This window comes from Streptomyces sp. NBC_00162, from assembly GCF_024611995.1.
In the GTDB taxonomy this organism is placed as follows: domain Bacteria; phylum Actinomycetota; class Actinomycetes; order Streptomycetales; family Streptomycetaceae; genus Streptomyces.
Genome location: NZ_CP102509.1, coordinates 2,604,681 through 2,621,339, shown reverse-complemented (window position 1 = coordinate 2,621,339; position 16,659 = coordinate 2,604,681). Strand labels below are relative to the sequence as shown.

Sequence of the window (16,659 nt, the reverse complement as noted above, 5' to 3'; positions counted from 1 at the left end):
CCTTCCGGTGCTGTGGGGGCCGGTGGTGGCCACTACAGGCTGAAGACCTGGGTGGCGCTGAGCGACGGATCCCCGGGCCGTACGTGCAGCTCGCCCCGGTCCGGCAGCATCACCACGGCCGCGACGGTCCGCTCGGCGCGGATGTCGCCCCGGTCCGGTACGCAGATCGGCGGCAGCGACAGCAGCCCGAAGTGCTCCTCGGCGCCCGAGCCCGGGGGCAGCGCGGCGAGTCCGGCACCGGCCGCCTTCAGCCTGCGGACCGAGGAGTTGCGGGCGAAGACGTTGATCTCGTCGCCCGCGACGAAGTCGGGGTGGAGGAAGTGGTTGGCGTGCACGGCCTCCGGGCCCTCCACGACGCGGAGTTCGTCGCCGAGGACCTCGACGTAGACGACGCGCTCGCGGTCGCACAGGACGAGCGTGCGGGAGCTGGCCAGCGGCAGCCCGCGCAGGATCTCCAGGGCCTCGGTGACACTGCCCGCCGAGTCCAGCAGGTGCCGGATGGCGAGGTACGGCGGCACGCCGGGGCGCCAGTCGCCGCCCAGCACCAGGTTGAGGCCGATCGCGAGGCCGTCGCTGTTGAGGCCGAGGTAGCCGAGCAGCCCGCCGAAGCTCAGGACGAGCGAGCGCCGCCCGGGCCGGTCGGACCGCTCCACCTTCAGCACACTCAGATAGTCGTCCAGATCACCGTTGAGGTCGATGGTCTGTGCGAGGACCGGACCGCCCGCACCGGTGCGGGCGTACGTCGTGCAGTCGCCCATGGTGGGCACCTTGCGATAGCCCATGATCTCCCGGCGCAGTTGCAGCAGCCAGGCCTCGTCCTCCCCGATCCCGGCCCCGGCCGCGAGGCCGGAGACCTCGTCGGCCAGGGCGGGGACCGCCGCCGTGACCGCCGCCCGGTAGGCGGCGATCGACGGCAGCAGACCGGCCGGCGAGACGGGCTCCGGCATGACCTTGTTCAGCCGGCAGAGCGAGTCGTCCAGGAAGGTGCGGAGGGGACCGGCGAGGGCCTCACCGTGGGCGCGTCCCACGGCGAACGGGTCGCCCGACGCGTGGATGAGGGGTATCTCCCCGCCCCCGGTCATCGGGCGGCGCTCGGCACCGCGACGTCCTGCGGCTCCTGCGGGGTGACCTTCGGCTTCGTCGCGAGCTCCTCCTCCACTCGGGGCCATTCGGCGCGCAGGACGCTGTAGAAGATGGCGTCGCGGCGGCGGCCGCCCGGCATGAAGTTGAAGCTGCGCAGGGTGCCTTCCTCGACGGCGCCGATGTTGCGCAGACCGCGGCGGGCCTGGATGTTGAGGATGTCCGTCTTGAACTCGACGCGCTCGGCCTCGAGGACGTCGAACGCGTGGCGCAGCAGCAGGTACTTGGCCCAGCGGTTGATGCCCTTGCCGCGGAAGTCGCGGCCCAGCCAGGACCAGCCGATCTCCAGGCGCTTGTCGGCCTCGGCCATGTTGCCGAAGCTCATGCTGCCCGCGACGCGGCCCGAGGCCTTGTCGACGATGACGTAGACCGCGCGGCGGCCGGCCGCGTGGTCGGCCAGGCAGGCGTCGAAGAACGTGGCGTAGTCGGCGTCGTCGGTGACCGCGGAGACGAAGTAGCGCCAGATGTCGGGGTCCATGGCGACGGCGCGCACGGCCTCGCGGTCCGCTTCGGCGACCGGCCGCAGCAGGACGTACTCGTTCTCCAGGACCGCTGCCGCTTTCTGGGACCAGGACATGATTCAGACCGCCTTGTTGTCGGTGTGCCGGGTGAGGGACTCGATGACGCTGCGCAGGGTGAGCATGTCGGCGAGGTCGTGCTCGGTGAAGTTGGCGAGGTCGACGTCGGTCGCGTCGCACACCTCGGTCAGGAAGAGAACCTTGTTGAGGGAGGTCAGGCTGTAGGAGCCGGCCATGTCCGCGTCGAGGTCCAGCTCCTCCGGGGGGACCTCCGGGTCGAGGACGGCGGAGAGGGCCTCGCGGGCCGCGTTCTCGATGGCGGGGCGGATCGCCGTGTCGATGGCGGTGTCAGGGTGCATGAATGCCTGCCTTGCTGTCGTGGAGGCTGGTCCGGTAGGCGGCCAGGATCCGGGGTCGTTTCGGCTTGTACTGCGAGGTGAGCAGGTCGTTGCCGATGCTGAACGGCTCGTCGGCTATGACGACCCGGCTGATCTGCTCGTCCCTGCCGAATGCGGCGTTGGTCAGGGCGAGCTGGGCGAGGACGGCGTCCGGGTCGGCGGGCAGCGCCGCCGGCGAGACGACCGCGACCAGGTCTGTTTGGGTGGGGCAGAACAGGACGCATTCGGCGATGGCCGGACTGGTCCGCATGTGCTCTTCGAGCGGCCTGACGATGATCTTTTTTCCGTTGTCCAGGACGATGACGTCATCGGCCCGGCCCCTGATGAAGAGGAATCCGTCGTCGTCGATGTAGCCGAGGTCGCCGGTTCGCACCGTGCCGTCCGAGTCGAAGACGCGCTCGGAGTCACCCGGTTTGGCGTAGGTGTAGCCGTAGCCGACCGGATGTTCGCTGCGGACGCTGACCACCCCGTCCTCGTCGAGCAGCACCTGCTTGCCCGGCAGTACGCGTCCCACGCTGCCCTCACGGGTCGCGCCCGGATGGTTCTTCGCGACGATGCAGGTCTCGTTGAGCCCGTAGCCCTCGTAGATGGGCAGTCCGGCATCCGTGAAGAAGCGCAGCATCGCCGCGTCAGCCGGTGCGGAACCGGTCCACAGGTAGCGGATGCGGTCGCCGAACAGGTGGCGGGCCGCGTCGCCAGCGGTCGCCGTGCCGCCCGAGCGCCGTACGCGGGACTCGACCTGGCGCTTGGCCGTCTCGTAGAAGGCCGGCACGCCCATGACCACGGTCGGCTTGACCCGGCGCAGTGCCGCGAACGCCGCCTCGTAGGTGCTGATCGTGACGTCGTGGCCGTGGGCGAGTGCCGAGTAGACCCAGTAGCGCTGTTGGAGCAGCGACAGCGGCAGGAAGACGAACAGGTCGTCACCCGGCACGTGGCCGAAGATCTCCTGCACCGCCGCGAGCGAGCTGTCGATGCTGCCGGCCGTCGCGCCGAGCCCCTTGGGAGTTCCGGTGCTGCCGGAGGTGAACTTGATGGTGGTCACGTCCCGGGGGGCCCACGTCAAGGGCGCCGGGGCGGCCGCCTCGTCCGGCCGCACGGCCGGCTCGGAGAGTGCGCGAACCTCGCTCATCGGCATGGACCGGTGGGTGTCCGTGGGCCGGTCCGTGAAGAGCATGGTCAGGCCGTAGCGTCCGGCCAGATCGTCCGCAGGGTCGAACTTGCCGGGCTCGAACCCGGCGGTCTGCGCCTTCAGCCGCAGCGCCGCCAGGTCCAGCAGCACCCACTCCAGGCTGTTCGCGGCCAGGATGCCGATCCGGTCGCCCGGCCCGACACCCCGGTCCCGCAGGTGTCCGGCGAGCCGCCCGGCGCGCTCGTACAGCTCCGGCAGGCCGATGGTCTCCGTACCGTCCAGGCGGGCGAAGGAGATCGTGCCGCCGGACGGAGCGGTGGAGACGATCCGGTTGATCACCGAGGTCATGGTCGTGGTCATCGCGACGTCCCCGCCTGCTGCTCGTCGAGAGCCGCGGCCAGTGCGTGGACGCAGTCCATCTCGGCGAACGCGTCGAGCGGGACGGTGATCCCGAACTGCTTGCGCACGGCGGTCAGGATGCGCGCGGCGGCGATGGAGTTGCCGCCCAGTGAGCCGAGGCTGTCATGGATGCCGACCTGCCTGCCGCGCAGCACCGTCGTCCACATCGAGACGAGGGTCTTCTCGGTCTGCGTGGTGGGCTCACCGCCGCTGCGGTTCTCCTGCGCGGGGGCCGCCGCCGCGACGGCCGCCGTGGCCAGCTTGCTGCGGTCCACCTTGCCGTTCCCGGTGAGCGGCAGCTCCGCGTGCCAGACCACGGCGGTGGGCACCATGTAGTCGGGCAGATCACGGCGCAGCGCGTCGCGCAGCTCGGTGTCGGTGGGGCGGCCTTCGCCGGCCGCCACCAGATGGGCCACCAGCCGGGCGCCCTGGGCGCCTGCCTGGCCCGCGACCACGGCCTGGGCGACGCCGGGGACGGCGACCAGGCGCGTCTCGACCTCACCGGCCTCGATGCGGTAGCCGTTGACCTTGATCTGGAAGTCGCTGCGGCCCAGGATCGAGATGTTTCCGTCGGGCAGCATCCGGCCCAGGTCGCCGGTGCGGTACATCCGTTCGCCGCGCGCGGCGTCGTGGAAGAACCGCTCGGCGGTGCGCTCTTCGTCGCCCCAGTACCCGCGGGCCAGGCCGGTGCCCGCCGCGCAGATCTCGCCGGTCACCCAGTCCGGAGCGTCCAGGCCGTCCCGGTCGAGGATGTAGGCGCGGTTGTTGGCGTTCGGGCGTCCGTAGGGGATGGACTCGCTGCCGTCCTCCTCCGGACCGACCGGGTGCAGGATGTTCCAGATCGTCGTCTCGGTGGGGCCGCCCAGGGAGACCACGTCGAGGTCGGCCTTGAGCGTGCGCAGCGCGGCTGGCAGGGCCGGCGGGATACGGTCGCCGCTCATCATCACCAGGCGCAGCGCAGGCGGGACCACCGCGTCCGCGACCGCCTGGTCGTGCAGCAGGCCGACTATGGCGGGAACGGAGTTCCACACCGTCACCCCCGCGCTCTCGCACAGGTCCAGCCAGTGCGCCGGGTCCACGGCCTTGTCCCGGTCGGGCATGACCAGGGCCGCACCCGCCGAGAGGGCGCCGAACACGTCCCACACCGACAGGTCGAAGTTGAAGGCGCTGATGGCGAAGAAACGGTCGGCGGGGACGATGCCGAAACGTTCGTGGCAGTCGGCGACGACATTGGCGACGTTGCGGTGGGTGACCATGACGCCCTTGGGCGCGCCGGTGGTGCCGGAGGTGTAGAGCACGTAGGCGAGGTCATCGGGGTCCGAGCCGGGCAGCCGGGCGGGGACCTCGGGCGTGGCGTCGGCCCGGCCGCTGCCGGTGTCCGCGTCGGTGATGTCGAGGCGCATGACCTCCCGCTCGCCACCGGTGTCCTGCCAGCCGGCGTTGGTGAGGACCCGGCGCACCCGGCCGTCGCGCAGCATGTACTCCTGCCGCTCGGCGGGCAGGCCCGCGTCCACGGGCAGGTACGCCGCTCCGGCCAGGACGGTGGCGAGGATGCCGACGATCTGCTCGGGACCGCGGTGCATCACCAGGCCGACGAGCTCGTCCCGGCCGACGCCGCCCTCGCGCAGCCAGCGCGCCGCGGCGGCGGCTCGGTGCAGCAGCTCGCCGTAGCCGACCTCGCGGCGGGAGGTGAGGATCGCGGCCGCGTCCGGGGTCCGCAGGGCCTGCTCCACAAACGTGTCGCCGAGCATGGCCGACGGCAGCGGGACCTGCGTGTCGTTGGCCTCGCGGCGCCGCTCGAGCTGCGCCTCGGGCAGCAGGCCGAAGGAGGTGCGCTGCCAGGAGCCCGGATCGGTCAGCTCCTCCAGCAGGGTCCGGTAGCCGTGGGTGAAAGCGTCCAGCAGCCCCTCCGGGAACAGCTCGTCGATGCCGTCGAGCTGGACGACGAGTCCGCCGTGCTGCTCCATCGCGAAGGCGTTCAGCCAGACCTGCGGGGTCTGGGAGACGGTGAAGACCTCCGGGCCGAACAGTTCCAGGGCCGAGCCGTCGGCCTCGGTGTTGCCGTGGCCGATCGCGCTGTTGAAGGTGAAGGGCATCCGGGCGCCCGCCACGCCGCCGCGGCGGCGCGCCAGTTCCTGCATGACCTGGCCGCCGGAGAAGTGCCGGTGGTCCAGGTCCTTGCGCAGCCGGGTCTGCAGGACGCGGGCCCGCTCCACGAAGGTGAGGCTCCGGTCCACCTCCGCCTCGACCAGCAGAGTGTCCGAGAAGTTGCCGATGGCCTCGAACACGCGGGGGTGGATGGGCGGGCGGTTGGCGACCGTGGTGTTGATCGTGAACCGGGCTCCGGCGCCCCAGGTGGCCAGGGTCTCCGCGTACGCCGCGAGCAGCACGGCCGACGGGGTCAGGCCGGCGTCGGCGGCCCGTTCCTTGAGCGTTGCCCACGCCTCCCGGCCAAGGCGCACCTGGCGCTGGGAGAACCGGGACGAGGACAGCGCCGCGGGACTGGTGCGCAAGGGCAGGTCGGGGTGCGGGGCGAGCTCGTCGACACGGGCGAGCCAGTAGTCACGCGAGCGGCGGAAGGGGGCCCGGTCCCGCCCGGCCTCCACGGCCGTCACGTAGTCCTCGTACGGCAGCTCCTCCAGGGCGCCGGAGCCGGCCCCCTGGTACTCCCGCCACCAGGCGCGGAAGAACAGGAACATGCTGATCCCGTCCATGACCAGCCCGTCGTGGCTGACGTGCAGCACCATCCGGTCGTCGGCGAGGACCGTCACCTCGACGGCGAGCAGCGGCGCCCGGTCGGCGGGGAGCACCCGGTGCGAACGCTCCGCGCGCAGCTCGCCGCGGATCCGGCTCTGCTCCCCGGGGCTCTTGGACCGCAGGTCGAGGCGGGGGATCCGCAGCCGGGACCAGCTGTTCTCGGTGACCTGCCGGTCGTCGGCGCAGAAGCGCGAACGCAGCGCGCTGTGGGCGTCGATGACGGCCGCCAGCGCCTTCTCCAGCCGGTCCACATCCCAGAAGCCCTCGATCTCGTGGTAGACGTGGCTGGCCACGTCACCGATTTCGAAGATGCCGCTGCGGCCCAGCAGATAGGCGCGCTGCAGGGTGGTGAGCGGGAACCCCGGACCGTTCTTCTCCTCGTCGAGGAGATGGGAGATCAGGTCTTCCTTCACGTCCTTGATCCGCGCGATGAAGTCCGGTTCCATGTTCTCCCGGCCGCCCCGCAAACGCAGGTCGCTGCCGGACAGTTCCAGGAACAGGCCGCGGCTCTCGATCTCACGCAGTACGTCGCGGAAGCTCATCGGGCCTCCGCCCCGACCAGCTCGGTGACGGCGGTGTCCTCGGCGCGCTCCTCCACGAGGGCGGCGAGGGCGGAGACGTCCTCGGCGTCGAGCAGCTCCTCGAGGGTGACGTCCACGTCGAGTGCCTCGAGGATCTGGTACTGCAGCGTGACGGCCTGCAGTGAACTGGTGCCGAGAGCGTTCAGGCCGTGTGCGGCGACCTCTTGGCCGGCGGGCAGCTGCAGCAGGGTCCGTACGAGCTCGCTCAGCCAGTCGGCCAGGCGCAAGCCGGCGGTGGCGCCGGGCGCCGGCCGGCCGGTCGGGACGAAGAAGACGGCGTCGGCCAGGCGGATCTCACTGCCCGGGGCGACGAGTTCGACCGTACGCGGCCACGCGGTGGGGGCAGGCAGCGAGATCGCCTCGGCCACGCGGGCGGCGAAGCGGGGCATGACCGGGGCGGCGACCTGGGCGAGCAGCCGGGCCGCGGCCAGTTCGAGGGCCACGGCGGTACGTGCTTCGCTCTCCCAGCCGGCGGTCTCGGCGAGCAGGCCCTCCTTGCGGGAGAACCGCACGGTGTCGTTGACGATGCCGTCGAGCTCGGCGGCGGCCTCGTTGAGGGAGAAGCCCTCGGAACCGAGGCTGGCGGAGACGGCGTCGAGGCGGTTGCCGAGGCGGCCGAGGAAGGCGGAGTGCTCCGGCGTCCAGGTACCGGCGTCGGGGGCTGCGCCGCCGTAGTGCTTGGCGACCCGGGATCCGAGGTCGTTCAGCCAGGCCTGCCAGGTGCCGATCAGGGTGTCTTCGAGGGTCGCCTCGTACGCGGCACGCTGGAAGTTGGTCCGCTCGGCCTCGGGGCGGGTGCGGGACAGGAAGTAGCGGACGGCGTCGACCGAGTCCGGGCCGAGGATCTCCTTGCCCCAGATGGCGTGCCGGCGGCTGGTGGAGAACTTCTGGCCCTCCAGCAGGTAGAACTCGTTGACGTGGTAGTCGATGTCCGGCGCCCAGTTGGGGAAGGCCAGCTTGTACAGGGCCGGGTAGAGCACCGAGTGGTAGAAGCTGTTGTCGTAGCCGAAGAAGTGGACGACCTTCCAGTCCTGCTCCGGCTCGGCGGCCTTCCAGTTCTCTCCGAGGCGGGCGCCGAGGGCCTGGATGCCGTAGAGGAAGCCGTAGGACATCTCGGGCCACACCCAGATGACCTGTCCGTCCAGGTCCTTCTCGGCCGGGGGAACGCCCCAGGAGGAGGGGTGGCTGACCGGGATGTCGAGGCTCGGGCGGCGGAAGAGGCGGTCGGTGAGCTCGCGCAGCCTGGCCGGGACCCGGCCCAGGCGGTGGTGGGCGTCGAGGTCCTCGCGGAACTCGTGCAGCGGCAGCGACCAGCGGGAGACCGGGCCGCGGCGCGGAGTGGCGGGGGAGAGGGCGGAGACCGGGTCGGTCAGGTCGGTGACGACATTGGGCTCGCCGCACTGCTCGCAGATGTTGCCGCCGGCGCCCGAACCGCAGCCGGGGCAGTCGCCCTTGACGTCCACCTCGTAGAGGTACCGGCCGCTCGAGGCGTCGAACAGGGCGTCGGCCTCGGTGACCGTGACCCGGCCCGAGGCGACCGTACGGGAGAAGAAGTCCTGCAGACCGGACCGGTATTCCGGGGCGGTGTCGGTGACCGTGTACTGGTCGAGCGAGATGTCCATCAGCTCGAGCGTCTTGGCTATCTCGGCGCTGTAGTGGGCGGCGGCCTCGGCGGGCTCGACGCCGTCGGCGGCGGCCGCGGCGACCACATAGCTCTGGTAGTCGTCGCTGCCGGTCAGGTGCCAGGCCTTGGTGCCGATCAGCCGCTGGTGGCGGACGTAGACATCGGCGCCGAGGTAGGGGCCGGAGAGATGGCCGAGGTGCAGGTCGCCGTTGGGGGTGGGCGGTGTGGAGAAGACGAACACGGGGCGATCGCCGAAGTCCTTGCGCTCGGCGCTGAGCGCCGAGGCCAGGGCGCGCCCGGCGTCCCGCCAGTACTGGGTGAGGAAGACCAGGTCGGTGTCCCCGATGTTCTCCAGGACGTGGGACTCGAACGGCTCGAAGAGGACGACCGTGCCGGGAGCGGCCGGGTGGCGCTCGCCGTCGACGACGAACTCGCCCCGTCCGCTGACGATCACGAAGAACTCGGTCTCGTCGTGCTGGTGGCTGTTGGAGCTGGTGCCGGGAGAGACCCGGCCCCAGCCGGCGCCGACACCCAGACCATGGATATCGCTCATGTCGATGCCGAAGGCCTCGCTGAGCACGGTGTCGTCATAGGTGTTGATGATCACGAAACGTCGTCCTTTCCGGGGGACGGAGTGAAGAGCAGATGCGCGGTCTCCGCCGCGATGGCAGGGGCCAGCCGGTACCCGGAGCCACTGGCGGCGCCCGCGAACACCACTCGGCCGTCGGCCGTGAGCGGGCGGACGAGCGGCTCGAAGTCAGGGCCGTACGCGTCGCAGAAGACGCGCCCGGAGACGCAGTGCTCGATCAAGTGGGGTGCGTAGCGGGCCAGGACGGCGAGGGCCGCGTCCCGGTCGGCGGGGGTCAGGCTCGTCGCGACGGTGTCCGGATCGACATCCCATTCCTGGCAGGTGTAGCTGAACAGCCAGTGCCCGCGCTCGTGGTACGGCAGCAGGAAGGCGTCCTCGTCCTGGAAGACCACCGCCCGGTCGCCCACGGAGGGCGGGACCTCGATGTGCAGGGCCACGATCTTCTTCACCCGGGCTCCGAGCGGGGATACGAGATCCTTCCACGCGGGGGCCGCGAGCCAGGGACCAGGCGCCAGGACCACCTGTCCGGCGTGGAGCGGGACGCCCGTGCTCAGGGAGAGCTCCACCGAGTCGGCGCCGGGTGTCACCGCGGTGACCTCGACCCCCTCGCGGAACTCCACGGTCCGGCGCAGATCGCGTGCCAGCTGCTGGGTGAGGGCCTGGACGTCCGCGTACTGGCAGCCGTCGCCCTCCCAGGCGGCGGTGCCCTCCGGCAGCAGGGCCGTCTTGCCGGCCACTTCCCGGACGGGCCGCAGCCGCGCCTGCGGCAGGTAGGTCTCCTCCAGCCGCGCCTGTGCCGAAGCAGGTGCCACCACCGTCATGTCCAGGCTGTGGATCGGCAGTTCGGGGCGGGCCGCCTTGAGCGCCGCGTAGCGCTCCTGGCTGAGGGCCGCCATCTCGCGGATCCGGTGCGAGGAGCCACGCGGGAAGTGCAGACCCGCCGAGCGGCGGGTGGCACCGCTGCCGACCGCGTCCCGCTCCAGGACCACCACGCGTGCCTGCGGCTCCCGGGAGAGGAACTCCTGGGCGATGCTGAGGCCGAGGACACCGCCGCCGACCACCGCCACGTCGTACGCCGCCGGGTCCTGCCGCTGCCGCGGCGGGATCGTCACGCGCTCCATGCGGCGCTCGCCTCGGGGGACTTGGCGGACCACTCGATGAAGGACGCCAGCTGCTCGTCGGTACGGACCCCGCACAGCCTGTCCGCGATGCGCCGGCTGCGCCAGGCGTTCAGGCTGAGGTTGGGGTCGGCCAGGCCGCGCTGCCCGCGCGCGGCGTTCTGGACGAAGATGCTGCGGTCGGCCGGGCCGTCCCAGCGCACCGCGAAGTCCTCGTCGATGCGCAGCTCGTCCCCGTCGCGCTCCAGCCGGTCCGCGATCGGTGCGAGGAAGTCCATCCGGGCCGGCCGGAAGCCGGTTGCCCAGACGACGACGTCGGCGTCGAAGTGCTCGGCGGGGGCGCCGGGTTCGTCGTTGTGCCGGACGGTCAGGTCCCAGCCTCCGACGGGGCTCTCCTCGACCGCGACGACGTCGCGGTTCGGGTGCAGCCCGACGAGGTCGCTGTTGCCCTCCACGAAGCGGTGGACGTAGACGGCCTGGTAGACGTCGCGCAGCGTGGACTCCGAGATGCCGTCGCTGCTGAGGACGTGCTGGGCGTTGAAGGTGGCGCGGGCCTCCGGGCCCAGGCCGTAGAAGTAGTCCGAGTGGGACGGCATGTAGTAGTCGTTGGTGAAGGGTGAGTCGTCGATCGGGAAGTAGTTGCGGCGGCGCGAGATCCAGGAGACGCGGCGCGGCATTTCAGTGCCGGACCGGGAGATCAGGTCCAGGAACGCCTCGGCGCCGGACTGTCCGCCGCCGACCACGACGACCCTTTTGCCGCCCAGGTTCCGGGCCGCCTCGACGTAGTCGTTGACGTGGAACTGGGTGGCACCGAGCGTGCCCTGCGGCGGGACCCAGGGCTGGTTGCCCACGCCGACGACGATGTTGTCGGCCGTCACCGTGCGACGGTCGGTGCGCAGGGTGAAGACCTCGTCGAAGCCGACCTCCTGCACCGTCTCGCCGAAGACGACGTTCGGGTTGCGCCGGGAGGCCCAGGCCAGGTAGTTGCGGAACTCCAGGCGCGGTACGTCGGCGAACTGGGCGTTGAGGAAGTGGTACACCCGGCCCTGGTCGTGCAGGTAGGACAGGAAGGAGAAGGGGCTCTGCGGGTCGGCGAGGCTGACCAGGTCCTTGAACATCGAGACCTGCAGGGTGGCGCCGGGTATCTGCTGGTTGTCGTGCCAGCCGAAGGCTTCCTTCCGGTCGATGAAGAGGTTGTTCACCTCCGGGCGACCGTGGAGCAGTGATGCCAGGCTCAGGTTCGCGGGGCCCACTCCGATGCCGATGCAGCGGTAGTGGTCGGACTCGGGACGGACGTGATTGGTGTTCATACGGTCCTCTCCTTCGAGGCGTGCCGGTGGCTGACCGGCCGAGTCGTGCTGATGAGGGCGGTAGGTGCGGTGGTGGGGGTCAATGCGGCTCACACCTGCGCGGGGGACGGGGCCTGCGCCGGACTCGCCGTCCTGGCGGGCGAAGGTTCGGGACGGCGTACGGCGATCAGCCCGAAGACCGTCGCCAGCAGCGACCCCATGGCCACCACGGGCCAGACGAGACCGTCCAGCCGGAGGAAGAGCCAGCTGCCGATCATCGGACCCACGGCGGTGCCCAGACCGAACATGAACTGGAAGCTGCCGATGTACCGGGAGCGCAGCCGCGCCGGGCCCGCGGTCGCCGGATAGGCGAACACCGCCGGGCCGCCGACGATCTCGCCGATCGACCAGATGAGCGTGCCGACGATCACGGCGGCGGGTCCGATGGGCAGACCGTAGAAGGCCACGCCGGCACCGACCAGGGCGAATCCCAGACCGATCGTCACCTTCAGCGGCCACTCCTGCGAGAGCTTGGTGAGCAGCAGCTCGAAGGCGATGACGATGAACCCGTTGAGGGAGACGGCGAAGGTGTACCAGAAGAGCGCCAGCCCCTCGTCCTTCATGTACAGCGGCAAAGTGGACAGGTACTGCATGTACACGGCCGCGTGGCAGAAGGCAGCGATCAGGTACAGCAGGTACCGCCGGTCACGGATCACCGCCGCGTAGCCGCCCGGCGCCCCGTCCGGGTCCGCCGCGGCACCGGCCGGGGCGGCACCGACCCGGGCCGGCAGTGTCGCCCACGCGAACACCGCGTACACCAGGGCGATCACGGCCTCGCCCCAGAACAGCAGGGTGTACCCGTGGCCGCCCGCGTTGTAGAGGGCGAAGCCGACCAGCGGTGCGGCCGTCGCGCCCAGGTTGAGGCCGAAACGGTACATCGCGAAGATCATGACCTGCCGGTTCTCGGCGGTCAGTTCGGCCAGCAGTGTCGCCGAAGCCGGCCGGAAGAGCTGCGAGCCGAGGCTCACCAGGGCGATCGCGGCGAGCAGCGCCGGGAAGCTCGGCACGTAGAGCAGAGCGGCGGTGAGCACGCTGGTGCTGCCCATCGAGACGACCGTGGCGTTGCGTACGCCCATCCGGTCCGCCAGGGTGCCGCCGATCAGCGAGCCGGCGACGGCACCCGCCCCGTAGACGCCGAGGGCCAGGACGGTGCTGCCGTCGGAGTAGCCCTTGGCGGTGAGGAACAGGACGAGGAAGACCTGGAGGAAGCCGCTGAGGCGGTTGACCAGGACCCCGGCGAGGACGGTCTTCACCGGGAGCGGGGCCTCGCGGAAGGTGCCCCAGACGGTGGCCCGTCGCGCCTTCTCCTCCTCGCCGGTGCCGGCGTCCGCAGTCTCGGTGACGGTGTCAGAGGCCATGTCCGTCCACCGTCCCCACGGTCAGCGTCACCGCGGCGCGGACCCGGCGCTCCAGGTCGTCCAGCTCTCCGGCGGAGGGGGCGTCGATGAGGAAGGTGACCGCCCGGTCGTCGGAGCTGGCCAGCGGGGTCAGCTCGGCCCCCTTCTCCTTCAGCACCAGTACCGCGCGCAGCGCGGCCGGCTCGCCGGCGGCGCCCGGGGTGATCTCCGGCCAGATCCCGCCCTCGCCGACCCAGACGGGGGTGATCCCCGGCCAGTCGACGGAGACGTTCTCCAGGGTGCCGGGTGTGTGGTCCAGGTAGACCTGGCGGGTCCAGCGGCGCGGCGCCGGGTAGTCGGCGGGCTCGCCCAGCGCGATCTTGACGATCTCGGGCTCCAGGGGCCGGCCGGTGGCCAGGTGGTACAGCGCGAGCAGACCGTCACCCGGCGTCCGGGCGGCGACCTCCATCAGGTAAGGCCGCCCGTCCACGCCCGTCCGCCACTCGGCGTGGGCGATGCCGTCACGGAAGCCGAGGGTCTGCAGCAACCGCCGGTTGGCGTCCAGCAGTCCGTCGTCCACGCCGGGGCGGGCGCTCGGGACCGAGTGGGACAGTTCCACGAAGGAGCGGGCGTCCGACTCGGTGGTCTCCTTGCTCGTGACCGAGGCGAAGACGATCTCGCCGCCCTGCACCAGGCTCTCGACCGAGTACTCGTGGCCCTCGATCTTCTGCTCGACCAGCAGGGTCTCGTACTCGGGGTAGCCGGCCAGCTCGGCCCGCAGCTCCGCCGCGTCCGCGACGGTCACCACACCCGAACTGGAGTGGCGGGTGGCGGGCTTGGCCACCACCGGGTACGGCAGCCCGTCGAGGGCGGTGTCCTCGCGCTCCCCCGGCGGGATCACCAGGGAGGCAGGGCTGAACTCGTCCAGGTACCAGCGCTGCAGGTACTTGCTGCGGCAGGCGCGGGTCGCCCGCAGTCCTGGGCCCCGCAGGCCGAGCGCGTCGCCCAGCAGGCCGGTCGGCTCCACCAGTGTCTCGCCGACCGCGTACGCCCCGACGATCGTGTACTGCTGCCTCCAGACGCGGGCGCGGGCGATGAACCCCGGCAGGAACGATCCCTCCTGGTCGAGGGAGCCGTCCACGAAGGCGATGCCGTCGAGGAGGGACGCCGGGTGCTCCGGGTCCTTGCGGGCGGCTTCCGCGGCCTCACGGTAGCCCGCCGGAGTGATGAGCAGGATCTTCAGGCCCCGCGCGGCAAGCTCCGCCAGGTAGCGGGGGTTACGGCACACGACCCAGAAGGCACCGGTGAGGACGAAGGCCTCGGGCGCGGCCTCGGAACCGGCCTCCACAGCGGGTTCGGGGTCAGTTGCGGTGGTCATGCGTCGGCTCCTCGAGGGGTGGGGACGGTTTCGGCGAACGCGCTGCCCAGGCCGTTGGAGTCCAGGAACGCCATCCAGGGGGCGGCCTCCTCGCCGGACTGGCCGGCGCGGTGCAGACCGGGGGGCAGCGCCCCCGCCAGCAGCCGGGTGACTCCGTAGGCGACCGGCAGCGACACGGCGCGGGCCATCGCGCTCTCCGACCGCTCGCCCGTCAGGTCCATCAGGTACGAGCCCTGCCAGCGCTTCCCGTCCGAGGCGCGCACGTCCAGCGCGACGGACAGCACCACGCGGTCGCGGTCGGCCTCGGTGGTCGGGTGGCGTTCGGCCAGCTCCTTCGCGAGCCGGCGGACCTCTATCTGGTCACCGGAGCCCACCACGCGGAAGACCGGTTCCCAGGCGTCGCGCCAGCCGGCGTTGCGCAGGGTGCCGCGGACGAAGGTACGCAGACGCCAGCCTTCGGGGATTGCGTACTGGGACACGAAGGGCACGCTGTCGCGGTTGGGGTAGACCTCGAAGTCCTCGGCGCCCAGGCGGTAGGCCGCGGTGGCCTCCCACGGGCGCTGGGCGGTGCTCTCGACGCCCCCGGCGATATGGCGCGCGGCGGAGCCAAGAGCCGCGAGTACGCCGTACGGCGCCCAGCTGAAGCGGTAGCGGAACTCGTTGGGAACGGCCGGGATGCCGCCGCAGTAGGAAGTGAAGTCGACCGACTCGGCGGTGTCCCCGATCGCCTCACGGGCTCTTGAGACCAGCAGATGGGCCATCAGGTGGTCGATTCCCGGGTCGAGTCCGGCCTCGGTCAGCACCACGACGCCTACCTCGGCGGCACGCTCCGCGAGCTCGGCGATCTCCTCGGAGACATAGCTCGTGCAGGCGAAGTGGGCCCGGCGGTCGATGGCGAGGCGCAGCAGCCGCGGGTGTTCGGCGGCGGGCAGCATCGACACGATCACGTCCCCGGCACCCACCTCGGCTTCCAGGGCCCCGTCCGTCAGGGCCCGTACCCCGGCGCGGCCGGTCAGGTCCAGGGCGGCGAGCCGGTCGGCGGCGCGCTCGGCCGTACGGTCCCACAGCACGACCCGGTCGGCCTGTGCGCACAGCAGCCCGAGGCCGCTGCGGCCGGTCGAGAGGCCGGTGCCTATCCAGTGGACGGTGCCGCTCGCGGGCACCGGGGCAGGCGATATCCGGTCAGCGGGCATCGGCGTACTCCTTGCCTTCAGGGGCCTGGCTGTCGTCGTCGTCCGAGGTCCCGGTCCCGGCGACGGCGGTCTCGAACACGCCCAGGCAGCGCGCCCAGACCGGATCCGTCCCGCCCAGGTTCGCCAGGAGGGGCCACAGCTCCGCCGAGAAGGCGCGGCTGGCCTCCACCGGAAGCAGCGAGGGCAGATTGTCGATGGCGATGAGGTCGGCCGGCCGGTCGCCTTCGCGCAGGCGGCGTACCGGCCGGTCCCAGTCGGTGAGTTCGGTGTAGACCGGCAGGACGTTGCACGCCGAGGTCACGTCACAGGTGACGTCCGATACCACGGAGAGGCGCCGGGGGCCGTCGAGGTCCGCGTGGGTCAGGAACGGCGGCGTGGGCCGGTTCATCAGGACGGTGTTGACGAGGATGTCGTGGTCGAGCAGGGCCGCGCGGTCCAGCGTGGCCGTCTCCGCGATGTCCCACCGGGTGGGGGTGAGTCCGGCCTTGGCCAGGGCGTCGCACGCGCCGCGGCCGCTGCGGCCGAGGGCGCCGATCACCAGCGCGCTCCCGTTCTCACCGGGCTCGTTCAGCAGGGCGTTCAGCGCGTCAAGGCCGGTCGGGGTCAGCGGGGTCCGCAGCCGCCCGCGCCGGTGCAGTACGGCCAGCGCCGCTCCGACGTAGCCCGCCCAGTAGCCGAAGGCCGCCAGCCGCCGGCCGGTGTCGTCGGTCAGGTACTCCAGGTCGAGGAGCGAGCCGCCGCCCGCCGTGAACCGGGCGAGCAACTCGCTCGCGCCGGTCTGTCCCTTGTAGGCGTGGCCGAAGTAGATGTGACGGTGGGTCAGTTCCGCGGGGCCGTCAGGGAGCTCCTTGAGGCCCAGGACGTGGGCACCGCCAGGCGCATCGGTCCAGCTGCCCGCCGGGGCTGCGTGGCAGCCTGCGGCGAGGTAGTCGTCGAGGGGGAAGGCGCGCTGCGCCGACTCCTCCACGGTGATCTCGACGCCCTGGGCCACCAGGCGCGCGGCATCCTCGGGGACGAGGGGCGCGCGGCGCTCGCTCGGCCGGGATTCCGCCCGCATCCAAAGGTGCGGATTATTCGACATCGATGCCTTTTCTCCCTCATGAGAAGAACTGCCGACTTACGGCGATAAGTTCGGTGAAAATGGGCAGG

The 16,659-nt window shown here is 71.5% G+C and carries 12 protein-coding genes; all 12 read right to left on the bottom strand.

Features of this window, described 5'->3' with window-relative positions:
* Positions 1–32: 32 nt before the first annotated feature.
* The 12 genes from JIW86_RS12350 to JIW86_RS12295 all read right to left on the bottom strand — a co-directional run bounded on the left by JIW86_RS12350 (position 33) and on the right by JIW86_RS12295 (position 16,591).
* A complete protein-coding gene (locus tag JIW86_RS12350; RefSeq protein WP_257553804.1) occupies positions 33–1,082 on the bottom strand; it encodes a C45 family autoproteolytic acyltransferase/hydolase in 1,050 nt (349 codons plus the stop codon).
* A complete protein-coding gene (locus JIW86_RS12345; protein ID WP_257553803.1) occupies positions 1,079–1,717 on the bottom strand; it encodes a GNAT family N-acetyltransferase in 639 nt (212 codons plus the stop codon). Before JIW86_RS12345 ends, JIW86_RS12350 begins: the two co-directional genes overlap by 4 nt.
* A 3-nt stretch (positions 1,718–1,720) precedes the next feature.
* Positions 1,721–2,017, bottom strand: a complete 297-nt coding sequence (locus JIW86_RS12340) for an acyl carrier protein (protein ID WP_251064404.1) — start codon at positions 2,015–2,017, stop codon at positions 1,721–1,723.
* Entirely contained in the window at positions 2,007–3,545 is a 1,539-nt protein-coding gene (locus tag JIW86_RS12335) for an AMP-binding protein (protein ID WP_257553802.1), read from the bottom strand. Before JIW86_RS12335 ends, JIW86_RS12340 begins: the two co-directional genes overlap by 11 nt.
* Positions 3,542–6,883, bottom strand: coding sequence for a non-ribosomal peptide synthetase (locus JIW86_RS12330; RefSeq protein ID WP_257553800.1), 3,342 nt, complete (start codon positions 6,881–6,883; stop codon positions 3,542–3,544). Before JIW86_RS12330 ends, JIW86_RS12335 begins: the two co-directional genes overlap by 4 nt.
* Positions 6,880–9,153: a class I tRNA ligase family protein gene (locus JIW86_RS12325; RefSeq protein WP_257553799.1), complete on the bottom strand. Its 2,274-nt coding sequence runs from the start codon at positions 9,151–9,153 to the stop codon at positions 6,880–6,882. The genes JIW86_RS12330 and JIW86_RS12325 overlap by 4 nt, the downstream gene beginning before the upstream one ends.
* Positions 9,150–10,256, bottom strand: coding sequence for an NAD(P)/FAD-dependent oxidoreductase (locus JIW86_RS12320; RefSeq protein ID WP_257553798.1), 1,107 nt, complete (start codon positions 10,254–10,256; stop codon positions 9,150–9,152). Before JIW86_RS12320 ends, JIW86_RS12325 begins: the two co-directional genes overlap by 4 nt.
* Positions 10,244–11,563 (bottom strand): lysine N(6)-hydroxylase/L-ornithine N(5)-oxygenase family protein, encoded by a 1,320-nt coding sequence (locus JIW86_RS12315; protein ID WP_257553797.1) that lies wholly within the window; start codon positions 11,561–11,563, stop codon positions 10,244–10,246. Before JIW86_RS12315 ends, JIW86_RS12320 begins: the two co-directional genes overlap by 13 nt.
* 89 nt (positions 11,564–11,652) lie before the next feature.
* On the bottom strand, positions 11,653–12,960 hold the full coding sequence (locus JIW86_RS12310) for an MFS transporter (protein ID WP_257553796.1): 1,308 nt from the start codon (positions 12,958–12,960) through the stop codon (positions 11,653–11,655).
* Positions 12,950–14,317 carry an ATP-grasp domain-containing protein gene (locus JIW86_RS12305; RefSeq protein WP_257553795.1) on the bottom strand — a complete coding sequence of 456 codons (1,368 nt, stop codon included), beginning with the start codon at positions 14,315–14,317 and terminating at the stop codon, positions 12,950–12,952. Before JIW86_RS12305 ends, JIW86_RS12310 begins: the two co-directional genes overlap by 11 nt.
* Positions 14,314–15,510: a saccharopine dehydrogenase family protein gene (locus JIW86_RS12300; RefSeq protein ID WP_257553794.1), complete on the bottom strand. Its 1,197-nt coding sequence runs from the start codon at positions 15,508–15,510 to the stop codon at positions 14,314–14,316. The genes JIW86_RS12305 and JIW86_RS12300 overlap by 4 nt, the downstream gene beginning before the upstream one ends.
* On the bottom strand, positions 15,500–16,591 hold the full coding sequence (locus JIW86_RS12295) for a saccharopine dehydrogenase (RefSeq protein WP_257553793.1): 1,092 nt from the start codon (positions 16,589–16,591) through the stop codon (positions 15,500–15,502). The genes JIW86_RS12300 and JIW86_RS12295 overlap by 11 nt, the downstream gene beginning before the upstream one ends.
* Positions 16,592–16,659 lie beyond the last annotated feature (68 nt).